Origin of the sequence: Streptomyces litchfieldiae (genome assembly GCF_031845365.1) — a bacterium.
In the GTDB taxonomy this organism is placed as follows: Bacteria; Actinomycetota; Actinomycetes; order Streptomycetales; family Streptomycetaceae; genus Streptomyces; species Streptomyces litchfieldiae.
This window is the reverse complement of the sequence record NZ_JAVREL010000013.1, coordinates 50,498-74,399: the sequence shown is the minus strand read 5'-3', so window position 1 is coordinate 74,399 and position 23,902 is coordinate 50,498. Positions and strand designations below refer to the sequence as shown.

General features: G+C 74.0%; 20 protein-coding genes. 10 read left to right on the top strand and 10 right to left on the bottom strand.

The genetic code is table 11. The features are described 5' to 3' along the window. Positions 1-379 precede the first annotated feature (379 nt). On the top strand, positions 380-553 hold the full coding sequence (locus RM590_RS21665) for a hypothetical protein (protein ID WP_311706323.1): 174 nt from the start codon (positions 380-382) through the stop codon (positions 551-553). 66 nt (positions 554-619) lie between these two features. Here RM590_RS21665 and RM590_RS21660 read toward each other — a convergent pair whose 3' ends face one another. Beyond that, a complete protein-coding gene (locus RM590_RS21660) occupies positions 620-1,210 on the bottom strand; it encodes a DUF1707 SHOCT-like domain-containing protein (RefSeq protein WP_311706322.1) in 591 nt (196 codons plus the stop codon). Between the two features lie 102 nt (positions 1,211-1,312). Beyond that, on the bottom strand, positions 1,313-2,182 hold the full coding sequence (gene sigJ / locus RM590_RS21655; protein ID WP_311706321.1) for an RNA polymerase sigma factor SigJ: 870 nt from the start codon (positions 2,180-2,182) through the stop codon (positions 1,313-1,315). Between the two features lie 115 nt (positions 2,183-2,297). On the opposite strand from sigJ, the gene RM590_RS21650 reads away from it, so the two are divergent. Beyond that, on the top strand, positions 2,298-3,761 hold the full coding sequence (locus RM590_RS21650) for an MFS transporter (protein WP_311706320.1): 1,464 nt from the start codon (positions 2,298-2,300) through the stop codon (positions 3,759-3,761). Here the strand turns inward: RM590_RS21650 and RM590_RS21645 are convergent. Then, entirely contained in the window at positions 3,737-6,844 is a 3,108-nt protein-coding gene (locus tag RM590_RS21645) for an NACHT domain-containing protein (RefSeq protein WP_311706319.1), read from the bottom strand. The genes RM590_RS21650 and RM590_RS21645 overlap by 25 nt on opposite strands. A 65-nt stretch (positions 6,845-6,909) precedes the next feature. On the opposite strand from RM590_RS21645, the gene RM590_RS21640 reads away from it, so the two are divergent. Further along, entirely contained in the window at positions 6,910-7,350 is a 441-nt protein-coding gene (locus RM590_RS21640) for a pyridoxamine 5'-phosphate oxidase family protein (RefSeq protein ID WP_311706318.1), read from the top strand. Between the two features lie 194 nt (positions 7,351-7,544). Here RM590_RS21640 and RM590_RS21635 read toward each other — a convergent pair whose 3' ends face one another. Both RM590_RS21635 and RM590_RS21630 read right to left on the bottom strand, forming a co-directional pair. After that, positions 7,545-8,063, bottom strand: coding sequence for a hypothetical protein (locus RM590_RS21635; protein WP_311706317.1), 519 nt, complete (start codon positions 8,061-8,063; stop codon positions 7,545-7,547). A gap of 35 nt (positions 8,064-8,098) precedes the next feature. Further along, positions 8,099-8,950: an oxidoreductase gene (locus tag RM590_RS21630; protein ID WP_311706316.1), complete on the bottom strand. Its 852-nt coding sequence runs from the start codon at positions 8,948-8,950 to the stop codon at positions 8,099-8,101. Between the two features lie 130 nt (positions 8,951-9,080). Between RM590_RS21630 and RM590_RS21625 the strand changes: the two genes are divergently transcribed. After that, on the top strand, positions 9,081-9,908 hold the full coding sequence (locus RM590_RS21625) for a helix-turn-helix transcriptional regulator (RefSeq protein ID WP_311706315.1): 828 nt from the start codon (positions 9,081-9,083) through the stop codon (positions 9,906-9,908). A gap of 25 nt (positions 9,909-9,933) precedes the next feature. On the opposite strand, the gene RM590_RS21620 is transcribed toward RM590_RS21625, so the two are convergent. The 3 genes from RM590_RS21620 to RM590_RS21610 form a co-directional block, all read right to left on the bottom strand. Further along, the gene (locus RM590_RS21620) at positions 9,934-11,352 is read right to left on the bottom strand and encodes an FGGY family carbohydrate kinase (protein WP_311706314.1); all 1,419 of its coding nucleotides are present in this window, start codon (positions 11,350-11,352) and stop codon (positions 9,934-9,936) included. 66 nt (positions 11,353-11,418) lie between these two features. After that, positions 11,419-12,684, bottom strand: a complete 1,266-nt coding sequence (locus RM590_RS21615; RefSeq protein WP_311706313.1) for a cation:proton antiporter — start codon at positions 12,682-12,684, stop codon at positions 11,419-11,421. Positions 12,685-12,798: 114 nt separating this feature from the next. Next, entirely contained in the window at positions 12,799-13,278 is a 480-nt protein-coding gene (locus RM590_RS21610) for a cation:proton antiporter regulatory subunit (RefSeq protein WP_311706312.1), read from the bottom strand. Positions 13,279-13,382: 104 nt separating this feature from the next. On the opposite strand from RM590_RS21610, the gene RM590_RS21605 reads away from it, so the two are divergent. Both RM590_RS21605 and RM590_RS21600 read left to right on the top strand, forming a co-directional pair. Continuing rightward, positions 13,383-13,976 carry an ArsR/SmtB family transcription factor gene (locus RM590_RS21605; RefSeq protein ID WP_311706311.1) on the top strand — a complete coding sequence of 198 codons (594 nt, stop codon included), beginning with the start codon at positions 13,383-13,385 and terminating at the stop codon, positions 13,974-13,976. Then, the gene (locus RM590_RS21600) at positions 13,973-15,310 is read left to right on the top strand and encodes an MFS transporter (protein WP_311706310.1); all 1,338 of its coding nucleotides are present in this window, start codon (positions 13,973-13,975) and stop codon (positions 15,308-15,310) included. Before RM590_RS21605 ends, RM590_RS21600 begins: the two co-directional genes overlap by 4 nt. On the opposite strand, the gene RM590_RS21595 is transcribed toward RM590_RS21600, so the two are convergent. Continuing rightward, a complete protein-coding gene (locus RM590_RS21595; protein WP_311706309.1) occupies positions 15,244-15,876 on the bottom strand; it encodes a class I SAM-dependent methyltransferase in 633 nt (210 codons plus the stop codon). The genes RM590_RS21600 and RM590_RS21595 overlap by 67 nt on opposite strands. A 186-nt stretch (positions 15,877-16,062) precedes the next feature. Between RM590_RS21595 and RM590_RS21590 the strand changes: the two genes are divergently transcribed. From RM590_RS21590 to RM590_RS21580, 3 genes are read left to right on the top strand one after another with little or no spacing between them, the layout of a single operon-like run. Next, positions 16,063-17,265 carry a sensor histidine kinase gene (locus tag RM590_RS21590; protein WP_311706453.1) on the top strand — a complete coding sequence of 401 codons (1,203 nt, stop codon included), beginning with the start codon at positions 16,063-16,065 and terminating at the stop codon, positions 17,263-17,265. Then, positions 17,262-17,912 (top strand): response regulator transcription factor, encoded by a 651-nt coding sequence (locus RM590_RS21585; protein WP_311706308.1) that lies wholly within the window; start codon positions 17,262-17,264, stop codon positions 17,910-17,912. Before RM590_RS21590 ends, RM590_RS21585 begins: the two co-directional genes overlap by 4 nt. 60 nt (positions 17,913-17,972) lie before the next feature. After that, on the top strand, positions 17,973-18,938 hold the full coding sequence (locus tag RM590_RS21580; RefSeq protein ID WP_311706307.1) for an RICIN domain-containing protein: 966 nt from the start codon (positions 17,973-17,975) through the stop codon (positions 18,936-18,938). A 13-nt stretch (positions 18,939-18,951) separates the two neighbouring features. Here RM590_RS21580 and RM590_RS21575 read toward each other — a convergent pair whose 3' ends face one another. Next, on the bottom strand, positions 18,952-19,950 hold the full coding sequence (locus RM590_RS21575; RefSeq protein ID WP_311706306.1) for a helix-turn-helix domain-containing protein: 999 nt from the start codon (positions 19,948-19,950) through the stop codon (positions 18,952-18,954). A 153-nt stretch (positions 19,951-20,103) separates the two neighbouring features. Between RM590_RS21575 and RM590_RS21570 the strand changes: the two genes are divergently transcribed. Beyond that, a complete protein-coding gene (locus RM590_RS21570; RefSeq protein ID WP_311706305.1) occupies positions 20,104-23,847 on the top strand; it encodes a S8 family serine peptidase in 3,744 nt (1,247 codons plus the stop codon). The last annotated feature ends 55 nt before the right edge of the window (positions 23,848-23,902 follow it).

Here is a 23,902-nt window from a genome sequence, read left to right as displayed (position 1 = left end):
CCCTCGGCGATTCCAGCGGATCCCGGCCCGTCCATTTTTGACGGGTGAACCCCCTCGGGACCTGCCCGGCGGATCCTTCCCTGTCCCGCCGGGCAGGTGCTGGCACGAAACGCGCCGTGCGGCAACGCCCTTTGGGGGCAGCCCGGGGGAAAGGGGAACATGCGAGAATCACGCGCATGACTGAGCTGGCCGCGAAGAGCGAGCGCGTGCGGGACGCCGACCGGTGATGAGATGGTTACGCAGGAGGACCCGACAGCCGGACAACGAGTGGCTTGCGCGGTTCGCCTCCCTGGTCTCGGAGATCGTCGCGCGCAATCCCGGTGGCGAGGCGGCTGAGAGCCTGGATTCGCTACCGGAGTTGGCTCCTCGCGAAAAGGACATGGTTGTCCTCATCCTGTGCATGGAAATCGAGCACTTCGGTCTGTCGCTCACCCGCGCCCACTACGAGACGCTGGCGGACCTGGCGGCGCGCGTGGGCGAGGCCGACGTCCTGGAGAATATGGACCTGCGGCGGTTCGTCGAAGATGACGACGCGCCGACCGGGGTCGGTTGACCCTCCCACCGGGCTACCGGGGGGCGTACGCCCCGCGCGGGGAGGATGCTCCGGGGCAACGCCCGCCTACCGCCAGGGAGTTCGCCACGGCGGCTTGCTCTTGGTGACGACCGCGCCGAACAGGGCGACGCCGCGGATGACGATGCGCGGGGCGCCGGGCCGGGCCGGTCGGCGGCCGTGCTTGCCGAACAGGCCGAAGATGCCGAAGCCCTTGACCACGACCTCGACGTCGTCGGGGACGACGATCTCGGTGCCGCCCCACAGGGCGACGGCCAGGACCCGGGTCTCCCGCCCGGTGAAGCTGGCCTCGCTCAGGTCGATCCGCCCGCCGCCGAACATGGACCACGCGGTGAACGTGCTGGGCACGACCCACTGCCCGTCGCGCTCGAACCCGCTGAAGACGCCCAGCGCGAAACGGGAGGTGGGCCGCTCGTCCACCACGAGCGCGTCCCTGCTGCCCGGCTCCGGGAGGCCCCGGCTGGCCAGCTCCAACTCGGCGCGGGTCCGGGCCCGGTATACCTCGGCGAGCCGCTGATCCAGCTCGGCCATCTCGATCCGTCCCTGCGCGAGGCCCTCCCGCAACCGCTGCGCCATGCGGTCCCGCTCGTCGTCGGAGACCAGCAACTCCCGGTCGGGACGCGGGGAAAGATCAGTCATGTGTGCGATTCTCGCATGGCCCTCTCTGCCCCGAGGTGTCGGTAAAGGCCGTTCATCGCGGCTCCGTTCCGGCGGGTCGACGCCGATGGCACGGGTGGCCCGTCAGCCGTCGAGGAGCGTCAGGTCGAGGCGGGCGAGGCGTTCCGGGTCGGCGAGGATGTCGATCGCGGCGATCTTGCCGCCGCTGATCGTGAACCCCAGGACCGACACCGGTCCGTCGGCCGCGAACGAGATCATGCCCGCCGTGCCGTTGACGAGGGCCCGCATGGCGAACCGGTCGGGGCGCCGGAAGAGCATCGCCTGTCCGGCGACGGCGGTCGCGCCGTGGACGACCCGCATGGCGCCGGTGTCGGCACGCAGGACGACGTCGGGGTCCAGGACGGCGAGCAGCGCGTCGAAGTCGCCGCCGCGCGCCGCGGCGAGGAAGGCGTCGACGACCTGGCGCTGCCGGGCCGTGTCGGTCTCGGGCACCGGGGCCGCGCCGCGCACCCGGCGCCGGGCGCGGCTGGCGAGCTGCCGCGCGGCGGCGGGGGAGCGGTCGACGACCGGCGCGATGTCGTCGAACGGCACGCCGAACATGTCGTGCAGCACGAACGCCAGCCGCTCGGCCGGGGCCAGCGTCTCCAGCACGACCAGCAGCGCCAGGCCCACCGAGTCCGCGAGCAGCACCTCGTGCTCGGGGTCGAGGCCGTCCTCGGGGCTGATGACCGGGTCGGGCAGCCGCGCGTCCAGCGGCTGTTCGTTCCGCGAGGTCCGTGAACGCAGCATGTCCAGGCAGACGCGGCCCACGACCGTGGTGAGCCAGCCGCCCAGGTTCGTCACGGCGGCGGCGTCGGAACGGCTCAGCCGCAGCCACGCCTCCTGCACGGCGTCCTCCGCCTCGCTGAGGGACCCCAGCATGCGGTAGGCCACGGCCCGCAGCCGGGCGCGGTGTTCCTCGAAGCGTTCCGCCAGAAATTCGTGTTCGGCCATCGGTCACATTCCCTCGTCGCGTTCCGTCATGGGTCTGACGTATGAACCCGGGTCGATGTGACAGGGGCGCGCCCGCACTCGGATCCCACGCTGAGCAGAGCTGAGGAGAAACGCAATGTCCCACACCGACTTGAGGGCGGCCCGTTCAAGTGCCGGAGCGATCCTGGCCTTTCTGTGCCTGGGCCAGTTCATGGTCTTCATCGACGTGTCCATCGTGAACCTGGCCCTGCCGTCCATCCAGGACGGCCTCGGCATGTCCGAGGTGAGCCTCGGCTACATCGTCACCGCGTACTCGACCGTGCTCGGCGGCTTCCTGCTGCTGGGCGGGCGGCTGGCCGACACGTTCGGCCGCCGCCGGATGCTGCGGACCGGCTTCGTGGTGTTCGCGCTGGCGTCGCTCGCCTCGGGCCTCGCGGAGAACGGCGCGACGCTGATCACCGCGCGCGGCTTCCAGGGGCTGGGCTCCGCGCTGATCGCCCCGGCCGCCCTGTCGATCCTGACCGGCACCTTCGCCGAGGGGCCGGAACGCAACAAGGCGCTGGGCGTCTGGGGTTCGCTGGCGGGGATCGCCTCGATCGCCGGCGTGATCCTGGGCGGGCTGCTGGCCGACGGGCCAGGCTGGGAGTGGATCTTCTGGATCAACGTGCCGATCGGGCTGGGCGCCGCCGCGCTGGCCCCGCGCGTCGTGCCGGAGAGCCGCGCGGCCGAACGCCGCCGTCCGTTCGACACGTTCGGCGCGCTGACGCTCACGGCCGCGCTGCTGCTGCTGATCTTCACCCTGGGCGAGGCGACCACCGTGGGCTGGGCGACCGTTCGCACGCTCGGCAGCCTGGCCGGTGTCGCGGTCCTGCTGGTGGCGTTCGCGGTGATCGAGTCGCGCGTCGGTGAGCCGATCATGCCGCCGCGGATCCTGAGGCTGCGGACGATGCGCACCGCGAACCTGTCCGCTGTCCTGGTCTTCGGCACCTTCGCCGCGCTGTTCTACTTCGCCAGCCTCTTCATGCAGCATGTGCACGGCTACTCGCCGCTGAAGGCCGGGTTCGCCTATGTGCCGCTGGCCGTCGCCGTGGCGGCCGGCGCTGGGATCGCCTCGGGGCTGATCACAAAGGTGGCGGCGCGGCCCGTGCTCATCGCCGGGCTGGTCAGCTCGATCGCCGGGCTGCTGATGCTGTGGCGGGCGCCGGCCGACGGCGACTACGCGGTGCACCTGCTGGCGCCGTTCGTCCTGCTCGGGCTGGGCTGCGGCATGGTCTTCGTCACGCTCCAGATCGCCGCGTTCGTCGGGATCGGCGAGGAGGAGGCGGGCGTCGGCGCCGGGTTGATCAACACCAGCCAGGAGGCCGGCGGCGCGCTGGGGCTGGCCGTCATCACGACCATCGCGTACAGCGGTTCGGCCGCAGACCTGGCCGCGGCCGGCGGTGACCCGGCGCTGATCCGGGCGGCGCACGCGGCGGCCAACCACGACGCGTTCCTGGCCGCCGCCTGCTTCGGCGCGGTGGCGCTGGTGCTCGCGGCGGTGCTCATGCCGCGCGGCGGCACGGCGCACAGGCGGGATCAGGACGCGGTGCCCATTCCGTAGCGGGGTCTCGGTCGCGTGGTGACGGTCACGCCGTTCAGCTCATCGGCGCCGGTGACGTCCCCCGGGCTCCGGACGAAGACCTCGCGCAGTGACGCCAGGCGCCGGAGCTCGCGCAGTTTTACCGTGGGGGGATTCGTCAGGGTGAGCCGCTCCAGGTTGGGGGTCGCTTCCGCCAGGCCGGCGAGATCGAAATCGTGGTCGGGGTTCCATACCGTCAGGGAGACGACGTGCGGCAAGGTGATTTCGCAGGCCAGCAGCGTGCGTGCCACGGGGGCTGTCAGAAACAGGGCGGTGACACCGGCGGCGTGGACGCTTTCCCAGTCCTCGCACCCCAGCTTGGGCCGGGTGCCGCCCAGGGCCAACGTCCGCAGGCGTGGCCAGGAGCGCAGCGGCGTGAGACCACGCACCCGGTCCGACCAGTGGAGCCAGGTGACCGGCGGGTAGGGGGGCAGCAGGGCCAGCGGCTGCTCGACGCCATTGGTGAAGACGATGAGCTCTTCGACGGCCGTCAGTCGCTCCAGCCCCTGGGCCGACTGCCCGGCGGTGAGCTGGACGTTAATGCTCTTCAGCCCATACTGGGCCAGGGACGAGACGTCCCGGACCTGCGCGCCGCGCATCAGGGTCAGCCCCTCCAGGGCCGTCAGGTGCCGGAGGTCGGCGAGGTCGCAGGGCTCGTCGATATTGATGCCCACGCATGTCCGCGCGGCTCCGGCGGCGATGAGGTCGTGCGGGGTGGCGCTCATGGCGTTGAAGGGACGGCCGGCCGCGCCCAGGACGCCGAACTGGTCGGGCGTGGTGGCGACCAGTCGCAGATCGCCGGGGAGGTGGGGGAGAACGGTTTTCGCGTAGGCGGCGGCGTCGAAGTAGTGCCATGTGTTCTTGAGGCTCAAGCGCAGGTCGTCACCGGCGTCCGGCGAGCAGAAGCGGGCCAGCAGCGGCAGGCCGGTGTCATCGCCGACGAAGCCGATGGTGTCCACGACCGCGGCGGCTTCGTGGTCGGCGAGCCCCTCGGGGCCCGGGAGCAGCTCCAGGACGACGCGCCCGGCACCGGCGAGCGCATGGGCCTCCCGGCTGGTTCGGGGCGGCAGGAGTTGGGCGGCCCGGGAGGTCACCAGGTGGCGGGTGTCGGGGTCGAGCCGGGGGGCGTGCTCCAGGCAGGCCGTGGCCAGCAAGTGGAGCCGGATGCGGTCGCGTTTGACGTCGTCACCGCGTTTCACCAGGGCCTTGAGGATACGGGCGCGTTCCTCGGGGCGGGCGTGGGCGACGGCCATCCGGATCACGTCCTCCCACTGGTCGCGATGCGCGTTCCGCACCAGCAGCGGGATGTCGCGGGACTCGATCGCCTGGCGGGCGGCCAGATAGTCCTGGAAGGTGCGGTGGACGAAGTCGACCAGCCCTTCGGCCGGTTCGCGCAGCAGGCCGGAGCGCTCCAGGAGGTGGCGGTAGATGTCCTGGGCGCTGCCCTGCTCGGCGGCCTGCGGCATGGAGGGAAGTGCGTTCTCGATCAGCGCCTCGGCGTCGGAGCGGTCCATCTCGGAATGCCCGTTGCGGATCAGCCAGTAGGCCAGCTCCTGGAGGAGCAGGGTCTGCGTCGGCGCGTCGAGGCGGATGCCGTGGTGCACCTTGCGCTGCCGGTCGCGGCGTTCTAGGAGCATGCGCAGCGCCGCCTCGTACAGGGCGGCGCGGCCGTGCGGCAGGTAGCCGTGGCTGGCGCGGTGCAGGGCACACATCACCGCGCACATCAGCGGGTTGGTGGCCAGGCGGGCCAAGTCCCGGCGCCCGCGCACCGCTTCGAGCAGCTCGTTCACGTCGTCCGCGTCGGCCCGCGCCGCCCGGTGCCAGCGGTGGATGAACGTGGCCACGTCCTGCCTGCTCATCGGCGAGAGGGACAGCTCCCCGAAGTCCTCGGCGGCCAGCCAGTCCTCGGCGACGGCGGACGGGCGGGCGGTCACCAGCAGCGCGTTCCCGGGAAACTCGCGGAGCAGTTCCCGCAGCCAGGCGCGGGCGGCGGGGCGGCTCTCCTCGGGTATCTCGTCCACGCCGTCCACCAGCAGCAGGCCGCGCCCGGCGGCCAGAACGCGCTCCGCCCAGCCGGGCGGTGGCGTGTGGGGGCAGCCGACGGCGGCCAGGAAACCGTCCGGGGCGGGGAGTTCGCGACCGGCGCGGGTCAGGGTGCGCAGCGGCAGCACGAACGGGACCTGGCCCAGCAGGTGCAACAGGGGCTCCGGCAGGCGGTGTTCGGCCGTGGTGACGGCCAGCCACTGCATCAGCGTCGTCTTGCCGGAACCCGCGCCGCCGCGCAGCAGGACCCGTTTCGCTCCGCGGAGTGCCACCTCCGCGCGCTGGGGCGGGAGAAGCGGCTGGTCGTTGCCGCTGGGGGTGCCTCGGGTGGTCTCCAGATGGATGTAGGCGTCGTCCAGCGGCCATTCGTCGTCGAGATCGAGACCGAAGATGGTCAGCCGGCCGTGCCGTCCGGCGACATACCGCCGGTAACGCTCCTCGAAGGCGCCGTCGACGGCCGACTGCGGGGGGAGGCGTTCGACCAGCAGGTCCAGGACGGTGATCATCCGCTCGTTCTGGCGGGTCTGCTCCACCAGCGTCCGGGCGATGAACGTCGAGCGTTTGGTGAAGAAGTCGATGATGTGGAGGCAGGCGAGCCGCAGCAGCGACCGGCGCAACTCTTCGGCGTCGGCGGGCAAGTGAAGGAGCAGGCGGTCCCGGGCTTCGAGCGCCCGCGCGAGCCCGTCGGCGCCCAGTTGGACGGCCTGCACATCGTCCATGTCGAGGTCGCCCAGGGTCCACAGGTTCATGGCCAGTGATTCCCAGACCCGCACGCGGTGTTCGGAGTACGCGGAACCTTCCGGGCCCATGGCTCTGATCGCGCGGTCGACCAGCTCCCCGGCGAGCTTCCCCAGGTCCTCCGCTCCGAGCGTCCGCTTCTCGCCCCCGAACGCCACCAGCGCGTCGAGCCGTACCGGTCGCGACACCAGGCCGGCGCCGGGCGGCTGTGTGCGGAACAGCCTCTTCACCAGCGGCGCGACCGCGCTCGACCCCAGCCGCAACCCAATACTCGCCGCGTCCATGCGCTCACCCTCCCGGCGGGCAGCGTACCGGGATCGGTCATGGGGGCGTGGGAGAGGATCGGCCCATGACAGCAAGGAAGTTCGATGTGGACGCCTTTCTGGCCCAGCCGCTCACCGCCCGCGTGGCGACCGGCGGGCCGCGGCCGACGGTGCGGCCGACGTGGTTCCTCTGGGAGGACGGCGCGTTCTGGATCCTGACCGGCCCCTGGGCGCGACTGCTCGGCCATGTGCGAACGGCCCCGGCGATCGCGCTGGTCGTCGACGTGTGCGAGCCGGCCACCGGCCTGGTCCGGCAGGTGATCGCGAACGGCCGGGCGGAGGTGCTGCCGTTCGACGTCCCGCGCGGCCGGCGCAAGCTCAGCCGATACCTCGGCCCGGACGAGGACGCCTGGGACGAGCGTTTCCGCCACTACCTGTACGAGGACCCCGCGCGGATCGGCACCATCTGGCTGCGGCTGCGGCCGGACTCGCTGGTCGCCAAGGACCTCAGCTACACGGTGGCTTGACGCGGCGGCCGGCGCTCCCCGGCCAGGGCCTGTCCGGCGGATCATGAACGACCTGGCCACCGTCGATGCAGGTGGTGACAGTACGCTCCAGGAATGCGAGCTTCAGGGATGCCGCTTCGCCCAAGCCCCTTCACATAATCGAGCTGATCATGCTACAGGGCGTACATGAACGGAAAATCCTGTGCCCGGACCGGTCAGCCGATGCCATAGAACGTGAACGAGACGATCTCGCCGCTGTCCAGGTCCATCGACGCGTCAAAGAAGCAGGAGCCGCCGTCGGCCACTTGGATCCACTCCTCCTCCCAGCCGTCCACCCACGACGGGTCGCAGAAGCCGGTCACCAGCAACTCGCGGAGGCCGCCGCCGGACAGTTCCGTGTACTGGCGGGTGTGCTCGGAGAGGTCGACAGTCTCCGGTTCGCCGCCGGGGTACTCGAAGACCTCCGTGGCGGGCAGCGCCTCCTCGAACCGCTCGACGTCCGCCTCGTACGGCACCAGCGACTCCGCCTCCACCGTGGGGTGGCCCGGCAGGCTCAACTCGTCGTGCCGCGACGTCAGCAGCACGCCCCGCCAGTCCGCCCCCTCGACCATCGTGCCCTCAGCGGGCCGGCCCCCGCCCGCCCCCGCGGCGTCGTCCGCGCAGCCGGCGGTCAGCAGCCCGCCGACCGTCGCCAGTACCCCCGCCACCACCGCGTTCCACCAGTCCGAAGTCATGCCGGTGGGACGGAGGTGGCGGGAAACCGGTTCCGTCAGGCGAAGTTGATCGCGTCGCCGGTGCCCAGACGCGCCGTGGCGTCCAGGTCGGCGGCCACGCTGGCGAGCTTGTCGCGGATGGCGGACACCGCGTCGTCGCCGAGCGCCAGCCGCAGCGGCGGCTCGGGCAGGTCCAGCGCGGCCAGCAGGGCGCGCGCCGCCTTCGCCGGGTCGCCGGGCTGCTTGCCGTTGTCCGCCGCCAGGTTCTCGCGGACCGCGCCGACCGTCGCCTCGTAGTCGGCGATGGGCGCGGCCGTTTGCAGCGCGCCGTTGAACTCGGTGCGGAACGCGCCCGGTTCGACGATCAGCACGCGGATGCCCAGCGGCGCGACCTCCGCCGCCAGCGCCTCGCTCGCCTGCTCCAGCGCGCCCTTGGCCGCGCAGTAGCTGCTCACGCCGGAGAACGCCAGCAGCCCGCCCATGCTGGTGAGCTGCACGATGGTGCCGCCGCGGCGGCGGCGCATGCCCGGCAGCACCAGCCGCGTCAGCCGGATCGGCCCGAAGAACATGACCTCCATGGCGTGCCGCAGCTCGTCCTCGGTGGTCTCCTCGACCGCGCCGACTGTGCCGAAGCCGGCGTTGTTGACCAGCACGTCGACGTGGCCGTACGCGGCCTCGGCGGCCTGGACGGCGAGCCGGCACTGCTCGGCGTCGGCGACGTCCAGCGGCACGACGGTCAGCCGGTCGGGGTGCTCGGCGGCCAGGGCGGCCAGGGTCTCCGGGCGGCGCACCGCGGCCACCACCAGATCACCGGCGGCCAGCGCGGCGGCGGTGAAGGCGGCGCCGAAGCCGCTGTTGGCGCCGGTGATCAGCCAGCGGCGCGCCTCGGGTGCGGGGGTGGTGTTCAACGTTTCCTGCTCCTGTTGCTCATTGGTTGTTCTGGCACGCACGACGATGCCGCAGGGCGCCGGGCGCGCGGCATGGGCCGAAGGTGGAACCGCCTTGCCCGGCCGCCCGGCGCCCGCCTATAAACACGAGGTGACCTCCGCTCCCCGGCCCCGGGCCGCCGCCCACGCCGTCGTCTCGGTGCCCGGCACGCCCCGGCGGCTGCCGGACGGCGAGCCGCTGCCGCCGGAGGACTACCGCCGGCTGTTCGGCGTCTTCGAGGCGGTGGACCGCGCCCCGGACCTGGCCGCGTTCCGGGAGCGGCTGCTGCGCGCGCTGGAGGAGTGGTTCGGCTACTCGACGATCGCCGTGCTGCACGGCCCGACGGTCGGCGACGCGCTGCTGGACGGCCGCGGGATCAAGAGCGGCTACTCGCGCGCGTTCCTGGACGAGTACGCCCGCCGCTGGATCGGAGCGGACCCGTTCATGACCGGACACGCCCACCGGCTGCTCGCCGAGCGCGGCGTGGTCACGTTGCGGGAGCTGCGCCCGGAGAGCGTGCCCGAGCAGCGGGAGTACGTCGAGCTGTTCCTGCGGCCCAACGGCATCCACGACAAGGTAAGCATGATCATCGACGCCGGGGCCGAGGGCTGCTTCTACGTCGGCGTCGTCGTCCGCGGCGCGCAGGTCGTCGGGGCCCGGGACGTGGCCGTGATGCGGGCGCTGCGCCGCCAGTTGGCGCCGACGGCCGAGGCCGTGCTCGCCGCCGACCGGGCCACCGCCGCCGCCTGCCGCGACCTGGGGCTGACCGCCCGCGAGCGGGAGGTGGCCGCGCTGGCGGCACAGGGCATGACCAACCAGCAGATCGCGGGCCGGCTGTTCATCGGGGTCGGCACGGTCAAGAAGCACCTCACCCGCGCGCTGGCCAAGACGGGCGCGGCGAGCCGCACCCAGCTGGCCGTGCGCTGGCGGCAGCTCTGACCACGCGCCGCAACGCCCGGGCCCGTCAGTCGAACGCCCCCGGGTGGGTCTCGTCCCGCACCGCGATGTACTGCTGGTGGACGGCCGTGCCGACCGCCGCCGCGTCGCCCGGGTGCAGTGTCTCGCCGGGCGCCGACGGCCAGGCCGGCGGCTCGTCCTCGCCGAGCGTGCCGTCCGCCACGCCCTGGGCCCAGGCCGCCTGCCGGGCGGCGCCCAGCGCGGTGTAGTCGGCCGGGGCGGGGATGACGACCTCGGCGCCGAACAGGGCCGGGGCCAGCTCCTTGACCGCGGGCAGATCGGCGGCGGCGCCGAGCAGGAAGACCCGGTCGATGCGCACGCCCCGGCCGCGCAGCACCTCCGCCGCGTCGGCGAGTCCGCACAGCATGCCCTCGAACGCGGCCCGCGCCAGGTGCTCGGGCTTCATGCTCTCCCGGCGCAGCCCGGCCAGCGTGCCCGCGGTGTGCGGGAGTTCGGGGGTGCGCTCGCCCGCCAGATAGGGCAAGAAGACCAGGCCGTGGGCGCCGGGCGTGGACTGGAGCGCCAGCTCGGACAGGCCGGGCAGGTCGCGGCCGAGCAGTTCGGCGGTGCCGCGCAGCACGCGCGTGGCGTTGAGGGTGCGGACCACGGGCAGATGGCGGCCGGTGGCGTCGGCGTAGCAGGTGATGGTGCCGGTCGGGTCGGTCAGCGCCTCGTCGTGCACGGCGCAGACGGAGCCGGAGGCGCCCAGCGAGATCACCGCGTCACCGGGGCCGACGCCCAGGCCGAACGCGGCGGCCATTGTCTCGCCGGTGCCCGCGGAGATGAGCAGCCCCTCGGGGGTGCGGCCAGCGGGCTCGGCCGGGCCGAGCACGTCGGGCAGCGCGACGGGGTGCCCGATGGCCAGCTCGGCGAGCTCGTGCCGCCAGGACTCGGAGACGGCCGACCAGTAGCCGGTGGTGGAAGCGCCGCCCCGGTCGGTGGTCCAGCGCCGGGGCCGGCCCAGCAACTGCCAGACGAGCCAGTCCTGCGCCTGGAGCACGGCGGTGGCCCGTTTCGCCGCCTCCGGCTCCTCGCGGGCGAGCCAGCGCAGTTGGGACACGGGCTGGCCGGGCTGCGGCACGCAGCCGACGGCCTCGGCCCAGGCCGACCGGCCGCCGAGGGCGTCGACGAGCCCGAGGGCGGCGGCCTGTGCCCGTTCGTCGCCGGTGAGCGCGGGCCGGACGGGGGCGCCCTCGGCGTTCAGGGCGACCACGCTGGTCTGCTGGGCGGCCACGCCGATGGCCGTGACCTCCTCCAGGACGCCGCCGTCCGCCGCCTCGCCGAGGGACAGCAGCCACGCCTCGGGGGTCGCCTCGCCGTCCGGATGGTCCGCGTGCCCGTGCCGGACGACCTGCCCGGTCTCCGAGTCGCAGACGACGATGCGGGTGTATACGGACGAGCTGTCAAGACCGGCGACCAATCCCATGAGAACCGATGATGCCTCATCCATTCGGACCTGCGGACCATATGGTCACATCGTGACAGTCCGCGATCAGTCCTGTGACGGTTCCGGGGAGGTGCCGGCCGGAGCGGGCGCGGGCAGGACTCCGGACCCGGCCGGCCGGACATCGGCCACCACCTCGGCGGCCGGCGCGCGGCGGGCCCGGCGGCGTTCGCTCAGCTTCCGCGCGACCGGCTCGGTCCAGCGCGCGGCGAACGGCCCCAGGATGACCAGGATCAGGACATACGCGGTGGCGACGGGCGCGATCCGTGGCTCGCTCGCGGCGGCCAGCCCCGCGATGACGATGGAGAACTCGCCGCGCGCCACCAGCGCCCCACCGGCCCGGAACCGGCCGCGTGGCCCGATCCCCGCCCGCCGCGCCGCGTACCAGCCGGTGCCGATCTTGGTCCCGGTGGTGACGAGGGCCAGCGCCAGGGCGGTCAGGAGCACCGGCGGGATCTCGGTCGGATCGGTGGACAGCCCGAAGAAGACGAAGAACACGGCGGCGAACAGGTCCCGCAGCGGCGTGAACAGCCGCCGGGTGTTGTGTGCGACCTCCCCGGAGAGCGCGATGCCCACCAGGAACGCGCCGACCGCGGCGGACACCTGGAGGCGCTGGGCGACGCCGGCCACCAGGAGGGTCAGCCCGAGCACGACCAGCAGCAGCATCTCCGGGTTGTCCGAGGAGACGGCCTTGCTGATCACGCGGCCGTGCCGCAGCGCCAGGAAGAGCGCGACGCCCGCGGTGCCCAGGGCGATCGCGAGGGTGAGGCTGCCGCTGGCCAGGCCCACCCCGGCCAGCACCGTGGACAGGATCGGCAGATAGACGGCCATGGTCAGGTCCTCGATGACCAGGATGCCGAGGACGACGGGGGTCTCGCGGTTGCCCAGCCGGTTCAGGTCGGTGAGGACCTTGGCGATGACGCCCGAGGACGAGATGTAGGTGACGCCGGCCAGCGCCAGCGCGCCCACCGGCCCCCAGCCGAGCAGCAGCCCGGCCACCGCGCCGGGGGTGGCGTTGAGCACCAGATCGACCGCGCCGGACGGATATTGGGTGCGCAGGCTGTCCACCAGCTCGGTGGCGGTGTACTCCAGGCCCAGCATGAGCAGCAGCAGGATGACGCCGATCTCGGCGCCGACCTCGATGAACCCCTCGGTGGCGGACAGCGGCAGCAGCCCGCCGTGGCCGAACGCGAGCCCGGAGAGCAGGTAGAGCGGGATGGGGGACAGCCCCAGCCGGCCGGCCAGCCGCCCGACGAGCCCGAGGCCCAGGACGATGGCCCCCAGCTCGAGGAGCATGGACGTGGTGTCGTGCACGAACACAGCACCTTTCTGTGGGTCGAACCCGGGCGCCGTCGCTCCCGCGGCGGTGCGGTGCTGGGCGTCTCGACGGGTGCTCCTTGCGCGCCGGCGATGATGTCCGCCAGGTCGTCACGCGCCGGCGATGATGTCCGCCAGGTCGTCGACGCCCTCGCGGGTACCTACGACCAGCAGCGTGTCGCCCGCCTCCAGGCGGTAGTCGGGGCCGGGGGAGGGGTGTGCCCCGGTCCGGCGCAGCACGGCGACGATGGAGGCCCCGGTGCGGGTACGGGCCTTGGTGTCGCCCATGGGCCGCCCCCGGTAGGGGGAGTCGGGCTCGACGGGGATCCGCTCGGTGACCAGGTTCAGCTCGAACTCGCAGTCGGGCAGCGTGCTTTCGGCCCGGTCCGGCGCGATGATCGAGGCCAGCTTGGCCGCCTCCTCCGCCTCCAGGGGAACGGTGCCCTGACAGGCGTCGGGATCCTCCGGGTCGTAGAAGCCGATGAACCGCCGCCCGTCCTCGTGCGCCACCACGGAGATGTGGCGCCCCTCCCGGGTGGCGATGTCGTACTGGGTGCCGACGCCGGGCAGCGGAGTGCGTCGCGTCACCATGTCTGCCTCCTCTTGTACCGCCCTTGCAACGATATCAGGAGAACTCCCAAGACTTCTTTGCAAAAATCCTTTGCAAAGAAGTCTTGGGAGTCTAGGGTGCCGCTATGAGCCAGTCATCCGACCCCGCCCCCGAAGTCGTTCTCGACGCACGCGGTTTGCGTGCCCTGGCCCACCCCGTGCGCGTGCAGGTGCTCGGCCTGCTGCGTCGCTACGGGCCCGCCACCGCCACCCAGCTCGCCCAGCGGATGGGCCTCACCTCCGGCGCGACCAGCTACCACCTGCGGCAGTTGGGCGCCGCCGGCTTTGTCGAGGAGGACACCTCCCGGGGCAACGCCCGCGACCGCTGGTGGCGCGCGGCGCACCGGATGACCCGGCTCAACGATCCGGCGCTGGTCGAGCGCGAACCCGAGGCCGCCCTCGGCTATCTGCGGTCGGTCGCCACCGCCTACGCCCTGCGCGTCCAGCAGGCGGTGGACGAGGCCGAGACCCTGCCGGCCCCTTGGCGGCGCGTCCTGAACCTGAGCGACACGGGCCTGCTCCTGACCCCCGACGAGGCGGACCAACTGCACCGGGAGATCTGGGAGGTCGTCGGCCGCTACCGGCGGAACGTCCCCGAGGAGGCGGCCGGCGCCCCGGCCGGGGCCGGGCCGGTCAGCCTCATGACGCATGTGCTGCCCGAACCGGCGGACGAACCGTGACGGCACCGGACACCGGCGGCCGCCGGGCGCTGGCCGGGCTGCTGTCGGCCTTGGTCCTCGCCAACACCGGGACCGGGCTGGCGGCCATCGCGCTGCCCTGGTTCGTGCTGGTGAGCAGCGGCAGCGCGGTGCTCACCGGCCTGGTCGCGTTCGCGGAGATCGCGCCCTATGTGCTGGTCAAGGCGCTGGCCGGGCCGCTGGTGGACCGGCTCGGGCCGCGCGTCGTCTCCTGGACCACCGACCTGGTCAGCGCCGCCGCCGTCGGCCTGGTCCCGTTGCTGCACGCGGCCGGACTGCTGCCGTTCGGGCTGCTGCTGCCGCTGGTCGCGCTCGTCGGCGCGGCCCGCGGCCCGGGCGACCTGGCCAAGCAGATCATGGTGCCGGAGGCCGCCGAGCGCGGCGGCGTCCCGCTGGAGCGGGCCACCGGGCTGTCCGGCGTCATCGAACGCCTCGCCTCCACGATCGGCCCGGCCGCGGGCGGCGCGCTGGTGGCGCTGCTCGGCGCGCCGACCACCCTGGGCGTCAACGCCCTCTGCTTCGTAACCGGTTCGCTCGTCATCGCCGCGACCCTGCCGGTCGGCATGGGGCGCGGGGCGGCCGGCGGCACGGGGGAGGCGGAAGGCGGCGGGTACTGGCGCCGCTTCGGCGACGGCCTCGCGTTCGTGCGCGCCGACCGGCTGCTGCTCACCATCGTCCTCATGGTCGCCGTCACCAACATGCTGGACACCGCGCTCAACACGCTGCTGCTGCCGGTCTGGGCCCGGGAGAGCGGCGCGGGCCCCTCGGCCATCGGCCTGCTGACGGCCGTCGGCGGGGCGACGGCCGTCTGCGGCAGCCTGATCGCCACGGCCACGGCCCACCGGCTGCGCCGCCGCCCGGTGTTCTTCGCAGGCTTCCTGATAGCGAGCGCGCCGCGGTTCGTCGTCCTGGCCGGCGACACCGCGTCGGGGCTGCCGCGGTGGACGGTGATCGTGATCTTCGGGGCCAGCGGGTTCGGCGCCGGCTTCCTCAACCCGATCCTGAGCGCGCTCCTCTTCGAACGCGTGCCGCGCGCGCTGCGCGGCCGGGTCATGGGCCTGACCACCGCCGCGGCCTGGTCGTGCATGCCCTTCGGCGGGCTGCTCGCCGGTGCCGCGGTGAGCGGTCTCGGCCTCGCGCCCGCCCTGCTCACGGCCGGAACGGTGTACTTCCTCACCATCGTGCTGGCCGGGCTGCGCCCCGAGTGGCGCGAGATGGACCGCGGGCGCGGACGTGCGCGCGGCCCGGCTCAGCCGCCCACCGGCACCGCGGCGGCGGTGGCCGCCGAGGACACCCGCGGCCGGCGCGCCACATAGACGAACGCGGGCGGCACGTTGCGCCACACCGTCCGGCTCAGCACCACCTCCTCGAACGCCGCCCGCAACTGCGCCCGTTGGCGCCGGGCGGGCGGCGTCCAGCTCGTCCACGCGTAGGTGAACTGCGTCAGCGCGCCGGCCGGCGCCAGCACCGACGCCATCGTCTCCACCAGCGGCCGGGGACCGCCGAAGTACACCGTCCACGGCAGCCCGCTGACGATCAGGTCGGCGGCCGGGATGCCGCGCCGCGCGAGCAGGTCCGGCAGGTCGTCGGCCCCGGCGGTCACCACCTCCACGCCGGGGAAGCGGCGGAAGAGGTGCGCGGACATCCGCTCGTTCACCTCCACCGCCAGATGGCGGCCCCGGCCGGCCAGCCGCCGCTGGATGGCCTCGGTGAACGCGCCCGTGCCGGGGCCCAGTTCGACGACGACCGGGTCGCCGTGCTCCGGCAGGGCGGCCACCATCCGCGCGGCCAGCGCCGGCGAACTGGGCAGCAGCGACGCCGTCCGGACCGGGCTGCGGGCGAACTCCCGTATGAAAAGGGCACGTTCGGAATGCTCGGGCATCAGTGTCTCCAACAGGGGGCGAACGCCGGACCCCTGGCGCGGCCCGGCCTGCCCACACGATCACCGCGCCGCCCGGGGCCGGGCATCCGCGCTCCGGCCGCACCCGGCGGCCTCCGGGCGGAGACCGGCCTCCTCCTCACGGAGTACGGCCGCCCGGCCATCAGCGGTTACTGTCGGCCCGTGCTGATGACGTGGCTGAGCAGGGCGGTCGGTGACCGGTTCGGTCCGGCGCGCCTGCTTCCGCTGCTGCTGGGCCCCGGATATCTGCTGTTCGTGCAGCGGAGCGAGCCGACCAGCGGGGACTGGGCGGTGACGCTCGCGGCGGGCGCGGTGTTCCTCGCGGGCGGCGTCTGGCCGCTGGGCGTCGTCTGCGCCGAGGCCGCGCTCATCGTCGCCGGGCAGCCGTTCATCGAGGCAACGCCCGTGGTCCCCAAGGTCGTTGCCAGCGTGGCGCTGCTGGAGCTGGCCGTGCGCCGCCCGCTGCGCGCCGCCGTGCCGGGCACCGCCGCGCTCATCGCGGCGTACCTGGTCGTCGTCCAGGAGCACGAGACCGCCTCCGGAGTGCTCGCCGTCGGCTACCGGATCGTGTGCGTGACCGCCGCGCCGCTGCTGCTCGGCGCCTATCTGCGGGCCGCCGGCCAGGCGTTGGCGCAGGCCCGGGCCCGCGCCCGGGAGGCGGAGGAGCGCCGCGAGCTGGTCGCGCGCGGCGCCCGGCTCGCCGAACGGACCGAGCTGGCCCGGGAGTTGCACGACCTGGTCGCGCACCATGTGGCGTCTATGGCGCTGCGCGTCGGGGTGGCCCGCGCCGTGCTGCCCGGCCTGGAGCCCAAGGTCGCCGCGGTGCTGGACGACGTGCACACCTCCGCCACCACCACCCTGACCGACCTGCGCCGCCTCGTCGGCGTGCTGCGCGACCCGGCCGCCGTTCAGGACACCACCGGCTCGCTGCTGGTGGACCCGGCCGAACTGCCCGCCGCCGTCGCCACGGTGGTGGACCGCAGCGTCGCGGCCGGGCTCGTCGTGGAGCGTCACCTCGACCCGGACATCGTGTGGCTGGACGCCGTGCGCGGCCTGGCCGTGCTGCGCGTCGTCCAGGAGGGCCTGACCAACGCGGTCAAGCACGCCGGGGCCGGGGCGCGCGCCCGGGTCGAGGTCGCGATCGTGGCCGGTGACGTGCGGATCGAGGTGCGCGACGAGGGCGCGCCCGCCGACGCCGGGGGAGCGTATCCCCAGGCCGGGCCCGGCTATGGGCTGGTGGGGCTGCGGGAGCGCGTCGACCTGGTCGGCGGCACGCTGACCGCCGGGCCGCACGGGCGGGGCTGGCGGCTGCTGGCCGTCTTCCCCGCGCGCGTCGCCCTGGCCGAGGCGCCGGCGGAGGCGGCCCCGTGATCGCGACGCTGCTGGTCGACGACCAGCAACTGGTGCGCGCCGGGCTGCGGATGCTGTGCGAGTCGACCACGGACATCGAGATCGTGGGGGAGGCGGCCACCGGCGCGGAGGCGGTGCGCCGGGCCGAGGCCGCCCGGCCCGACGTGGTGCTGATGGACCTGCGCATGCCCGGCATGGACGGCACCACCGCGACCCGGCGCATCCTCCAGGCCCGGCCGGCCACTCGCGTCGTGGTGCTGACCACGTTCGACGACGACGAGCACCTGTATCCGGCCCTCGCCGCCGGGGCCTGCGGCTTCCTCGCCAAGGACGCGGCCCCCGGGGAGCTGCTGGACGCCGTCCGGCAGGCCGCGGCCGGGGGCAGCCCGTTCAGCGGCGACGTGCTCCGGCGGCTGGTCGGCGAGGCCACCCGCGCCTGGACCAGCAGGGAGCCGTCGTGCGGGCCGGTGAAGGAGCTGACCGGCCGGGAGCGCGAGGTGCTGGCGCTGGTGGGCGCCGGTCTGACGAACGCGGAGATCGCCGCCCGGATCCATGTCGGGCTCACCACCGTGAAGACCCATGTGGCGAGCCTGCTGCGGAAGACGGGCTGCCCCACCCGGGTGCACCTGGCGGTGTTCGCCGTGCGCGGCGGCCACACCCCCGACTGAGCGGCGTTGTCTCCGCAGGGCTGTTGTGGTCCGGCCGGAACGCCGGTGAGGATGTGCCCCATGGAGGGTGCGAGAGACATACGGCCCGAAGAGGCAGCCGGGGCCGCCGAGTTCGTGGCACTGATGCAGCGCCTGAAGGACCGGTCCGGGCTGTCCTACCGGCAGTTGGAGGAGGCCGCCGAGAGCCGGGGCGAGGTGCTGGCCCGGTCCACCGTGGCGGATGTGCTGCGCCGGTCGGCGCTGCCCCGGCCGGAGTTGCTGGCCGCGTTCGTCCGCGCCTGCGGGGACGGCGACCGGGTGGACGCCTGGCTGGCCGCCCGGGACGCCATCGCCGCGGCCGGTCCCGCCGCGGAGCCGGGCGGCGGGGACGAGCGGCCCGGCGCGGTGGCGCGGTGGTGGCGCCGGCCCGCGCGGCTGGCCGCCGTCCTGGCGGCGGCGCTGCTGATGCTGGCGGGCGGCGCGTGGGTCCTGCTGGGCAGCGACTCCTCCGACCCGCCCGACGACGCCCCGCCCGGTGCCGTCTCGCTGCCGGAGGTCGATCCCGAGGACGCGCCGGCGACCGGACTCAGCCGCATCCACCCCGCCGGCGCCGCCGAGTTGTGCGTCACGGAGGGCCGGGAGCGCACCGGGCAGTACCACGCGGCGATCGCGGCGCAGGGCGTCTGCGACGACAGCCGGCCGCCCTACACCCACCTGGAGCCGGCCGGGGACGGCTTCCACCACATCCAGTGGGACCACCCCGCCGAGGGCCTGGCCTGTCTCACCGTGCTGACCGCGGACACCCCGGCCATCGAGGACATGCTCGAACCGTGGAACGACTGCGCGGCCGGCGGCGACCGCCAGCGCTTCCTGTTCGAGCCGGTCGGCGAGTCCGGCGAGGGCCGTTACCGGATCCGCACCGTGGCCGACGGCGACTGCCTCGGCGTCGCCGAGGACGGTGGCACCCGGCAGGGCCTGGAGGTGATGCGGCAGCCCTGCGAGGACGGCGCGGCACACCAGGAGTTCCTCGTGGAGCCCGTCACCTGACCGGAACGCCGCGTCAGATCAGGCCCTTCCGGGCCGCCAGCCAGGCCAGTTGCATCCGGGTCGCGGCGCCGGTCAGCGTCATCAGGTGCTGGATCCGGCGCTGCACCGTGCGCAGGCTCAACTGGAGCTGGCTGGCTATCGCCTTGTCCGCGACCCCGGCCACCAGCAGCGACAGCAGATGCTGGTCGTCCTCGGACAGCGCGGTCCCGGCCACGCCCTCCGTGCCCGTGACCGCCCCGGACGCGCTCACCGCCAGCGGCACGCCGTCCTCCCAGTACCGCTCGAACAGCGCCAGCAGCGCCTGGAGCAGGCTGCTGTCCCGCAGCAGCGCCGCCGTCGGCTCCTCCGGGCTGCCGTTGGGGCCGCCCGGTACCAGCGGGCACACCGCCAGCTCCCGGTCCACGATGGCCATCCGCAACGGCAGTTGGGGAACGGCCCGCGCGTTCTCCCCGGCCCGCACCCCGGCCACCAGGCTGTCCACCGAGCCCGGGTCCTCGAAGAACGCCCGCTCGTACAGCACGCGATACCGCACCCCGCGGGCCAGCGCGGCGAACTCCGCCGTGTTGCTGACCGACGGCATCGCCACATACTGCGCCTTGCAGAACCACAGCAACTCGTGGCGCGCGCTGTCCTGGATCTGCCGCAGCCGCTGGCGCAGCGCCGCCGCGCCGGTGACCACCTCGATGAGCTGCCCCGCGTCGTGCCGCCGCCGGGTGCCCCGGTAGGTCTCCAGCAGATCGGTCACCGCGGCCCGGGCCTGCTCCAACGCCTCGGCGCGCTGCTGGAGTTGGGGCAGCAGTGCGACATCCGGCGGGCTGGCCGCCCAGGCGGGCGGCGTGCGGGACGCGCGGTTGACCAGGCCCTTGCGCTCCAGCCCGGCGAGCAGGCGTTCGGCGTAGCCCGGCGTGAGGCCGGTCCGCCGCGCCAGGTCCCCGGGCGTGGCCGAGTCCACCGTGACCAACTCCCGGTAGACGGCCTCCTCGTCCGTCGTCAGCCCTGCCGCCTCCAGCATCGTGCCTCCAGCATCGCGCCGCGCCGCTCGCATTATCACCGACGCCCCGGCCGTTGTCGCAGTGGCGACATGTCGCTACTGCGCCACGGGAAACGCGTGACACCCACGACCGGGCGACCGGATTCTGGCCTCCTGAGCGAAAGGTATGAGTCAGTGAGGCACAAGAGAGGGACCGCCCTGGCGGCGGCGATGTCAACCGGGCTGATTCTGCTGGCGGTTGGCGCACCACCCGCCGCCGCCGACTCCGCGGGGGCGCCACGCGAGGCGCCCGCGGCCACCGCCCCCGGGGCGGTGAGCGTGCGCCTGGTCACCGGCGACACCGTGACGCTCACCGACGCCGGCGCGGGCCGCCGCGTCGCGTCGGTCACGCCGGGACCGGGCCGCGAGCACATCCACTTCCAGCAGTTCGAAGGCGACGGCCGCCTGACCGTGCTGCCCTCCGACGCCCGGGAGCCGGTGCGCGACGGCACCGTCGACCCCGAACTCTTCGACGTCACCGCCCTGATCGAGCAGCGCTACGACGAGGCCCACACCGACACCCTGCCGCTGCTGCTCGCCCGCCCCGAGGGCGTCGCGCCCGCCGCCGTGGCCGCCCTCACCGCGCTGCACGACGACTCCGAGCCCTCCTACGACCTGCCCAGTGTGGACGCCACCTCGCTGCGCGTCCCGGCCGACGACCTCGGCGCGTTCTGGGAACGCCTCGTCCCGCCCGCCGAGCGGGCGGCCGCGCCCACCCCCCGGCTGCGGCTCGACGGCCGGGTGGCCGCCTCGCTGGACCGCAGCACCGGGCAGATCAACGCCCCCGCCGCCTGGGCCGCCGGCTACGACGGCAGCGGCGTCACGGTGGCCGTGCTGGACACCGGCGCGGACGCCGAACACCCCGATCTGGCGGGGCGGATCACCGGCAGCCGCGACTTCTCCGACAGCGCCGGCACCCATGACGCGGTCGGCCACGGCACCCATGTCGCCGCCACCGTCGCCGGGGGCGGCGCGGCGAGCGACGGCGCCCGGACCGGGGTGGCGCCCGCCGCGGACCTGCTCGTCGGCAAGGTCCTCGGCGACGACGGCTACGGCACCGAGTCCGCCGTGATCGCCGGCATGGAGTGGGCCGCCGCCGAGGGCGCCGACATCGTCAATATGAGCCTGGGCTCCGACGCGCCCAGCGACGGCACCGACCCGCTCAGCCAGGCCGTTGACGAACTGACCGCCACCACCGACACGTTGTTCGTGGTCGCCGCCGGCAACAGCGGCGAGAACGGTCCCGCCACCGTCACCTCGCCCGGCGCCGCCGACGCCGCGCTCACCGTCGGCGCCGTGGATCGGGACGACGCGCTCGCTCCGTTCTCCAGCCGTGGCCCGCGCCCCGGCGACGCCGCCGTCAAGCCCGATGTCACCGCCCCCGGCGTCGGCATCGTCGCCGCCCGCGCCGCGGGCACCACGATGGGCCAGCCGGTCGACGAGCGGTACACCGCCGCCTCGGGCACATCCATGGCCACCCCCCATGTCGCGGGCGCCGCCGCCCTGTTGGCGGAAGCGCACCCGGACTGGGGCGCCGCCCAGCTCAAGGACGCCCTGGTCAGCACCGCCGCCACCGTGTCCGGCACCGCCGTGACCGAACAGGGCGGCGGCCGCGTCGACCTGGCCGCCGCCGTCACCGGCGGCGTCACCGCGACCGGCACCGTCGTGCTCGGCCCGTTCACCACCGGCGACGGCGAACAGCCGCCCGGGGAGGCCACCCTCCGCTACACCAACACCACCGGCGAGCCCCGCACCCTGGAGCTGTCCGCCGAGCTCGCCACCACCGGCGGGCGCCCGCTGGCCGCCGGCGCCCTCGCCCTGGGCGCGCGTTCGGTGACGGTCGCGCCCGGCGCCACGGCCGAGGTGCCGCTGACGGTCACCCCCGAACGGGCCCAGCGCGGCGACTACTACGGCCATGTGACGGCCCGGGCCGCCGACGGCGCGGTCGCCGTCCACACCACCGTCAGCGTCGTCGTCAACGGACCCACGCACACCCTCACCCCGACCGTCATCGGCGCGGACGGCGAACGCCTGCCCGGCGCCTGGCCGTTGATCTGGGGCCCGGACGGCTTCATCGTGCCGGACAGCGCGGGCGAGCGGCCCTCAGCCGAGGTGGAGGAGGGCAGTTACGTGCTCACCGAGATGACCGAGGCCCGCGGCGCCGACAACATCACCGAGGTCCGGCTGGCCCTGCGGCCCGAGGTGACGGTCACCGGGGACACCGAGGTCACCCTCGACCTGAGCCGCACCACGCCCGTTCAGATCCGCACCCCGCGCCCCGCCGAGCAGCGCACCTGGATGAATTTCCAGTACTACCGCCATTACGACGGGCATGACTTCACCCACTCGTTCAGCTACCCCATCGGCTCCGCCCGGCTGATGGTCACCCCCACCGAGCCCGTCACCGAGGGCGCCTTCGAGTTCGCCTCCCGCTGGCAGCTCGTCGCGCCCGTGCTGGACGCCGAGGTCCCCGGCTCCCGGCTGACGCTCGACCCCTACTACCTGTCGGCCGCCCCGCTGTTCGACTCCGGCGACCGGCTCACCGTCGCCGACGCGGGAGAGGCCGACGCCCCCGACCTCACCGGCGTGCGCGGCCGGCTGGCCGTCGTCCGCGGCGAGCCGGGCGGCGGCTACGGCCAACTCGCCGAACGCGCCGCCGAGTCGGGCGCCGCGGCGGTCATGCTGGTGGCCGACCCCGGCCAGGGACACTGGACGCGCTGGCGCCCCAACGGCAACACGTACGCGGTGCCCGTCGTCCGCGTCAGCCACGACCACGGCACCGCGCTGCTGGCCCGCGCCGCCGAGCGGCGCACGACGGTCGCGTTCTCCGGCACCGCGCGCAGCCCCTACCTCTACGACGTCATGCAGACCTCCGAGGGCCACATCCCCGAACGCGTCGTGCACACCGTCACCGACCGCAACACCGCCCGGGTGGTGACGACTTACGCCGACCCCGGACACGGCGGCTGGGGCTCCGCGCAGCGCATAAGCTGGCGCCCGCACCAGGGCATCGCCATGCTCGACTCCCCGCGCGAGGTCCCGGTCGGCACCACCCGCACCGAGTACATCAGCGCGGGCGACACCGTCTGGCAGCACTATGTGCACCACCAACTCCCCTTCTTCTACGACGTCCCGGTCACCGGCTTCGCCGCGCGCGGCGAGCAACGCGCCTACCGCGCCGAGGACTCCGAGACCGAGCGGTGGACCGGCACGGTCGTCCGGCCCGCCATCCCGCGCGGCTCCGCTAACACGTCCGTGCGCACGGGCGACACATTCGCCCTGCGGATCCCCGAGTTCACCGACTCCGGCGGCCACTGGGCCCGTTCGCTGTCGGGGGACCGCGTCACCGCCACCCTGTTCCGCGACGGCACGGAGGTGGCGACGGCCGACGAGACCTGGACCACGCTCGAACCCGGCCCCGGCGCGGCCGCCTACCGGCTCGACATCACCACCGAACGCGCCTCCACGGCCTGGGACTTCGCCACCCACACCGACACCTCGTGGCACTTCCGCTCGGACACCACGGCGGAGGAGACCCCGCTGCCCCTGCTCCAACTCGACTACGACACGGGCACCGACGCCCACAACACCACGGACTCCGGCCGCCGCCACACGATCGGCATCACGGTCCGCCACCAGGACGCCCTCCCCGCGCCACGCGGCGTCACGGTATCCGTCGCCGCCTCCTACGACGACGGCGAAACGTTCACCGAGGCCACCCGGATCCGCCCCCGCGGCGACAACACGTTCGCCGCCACGCTCGAACGCCCACGCGGCACACCGGCCGACGCGTTTGTGACCCTGCGGGTCACGGCAAGGGACGCGGCGGGCAACGCGGTGGAACAGACGGTGCACCGGGCGTACCAGCACCGGGGCTGACGGGGGTCCGGCCGCCGGTCCGGCCATCCGGGGGGATGGCCGGACCGGCGGTGTC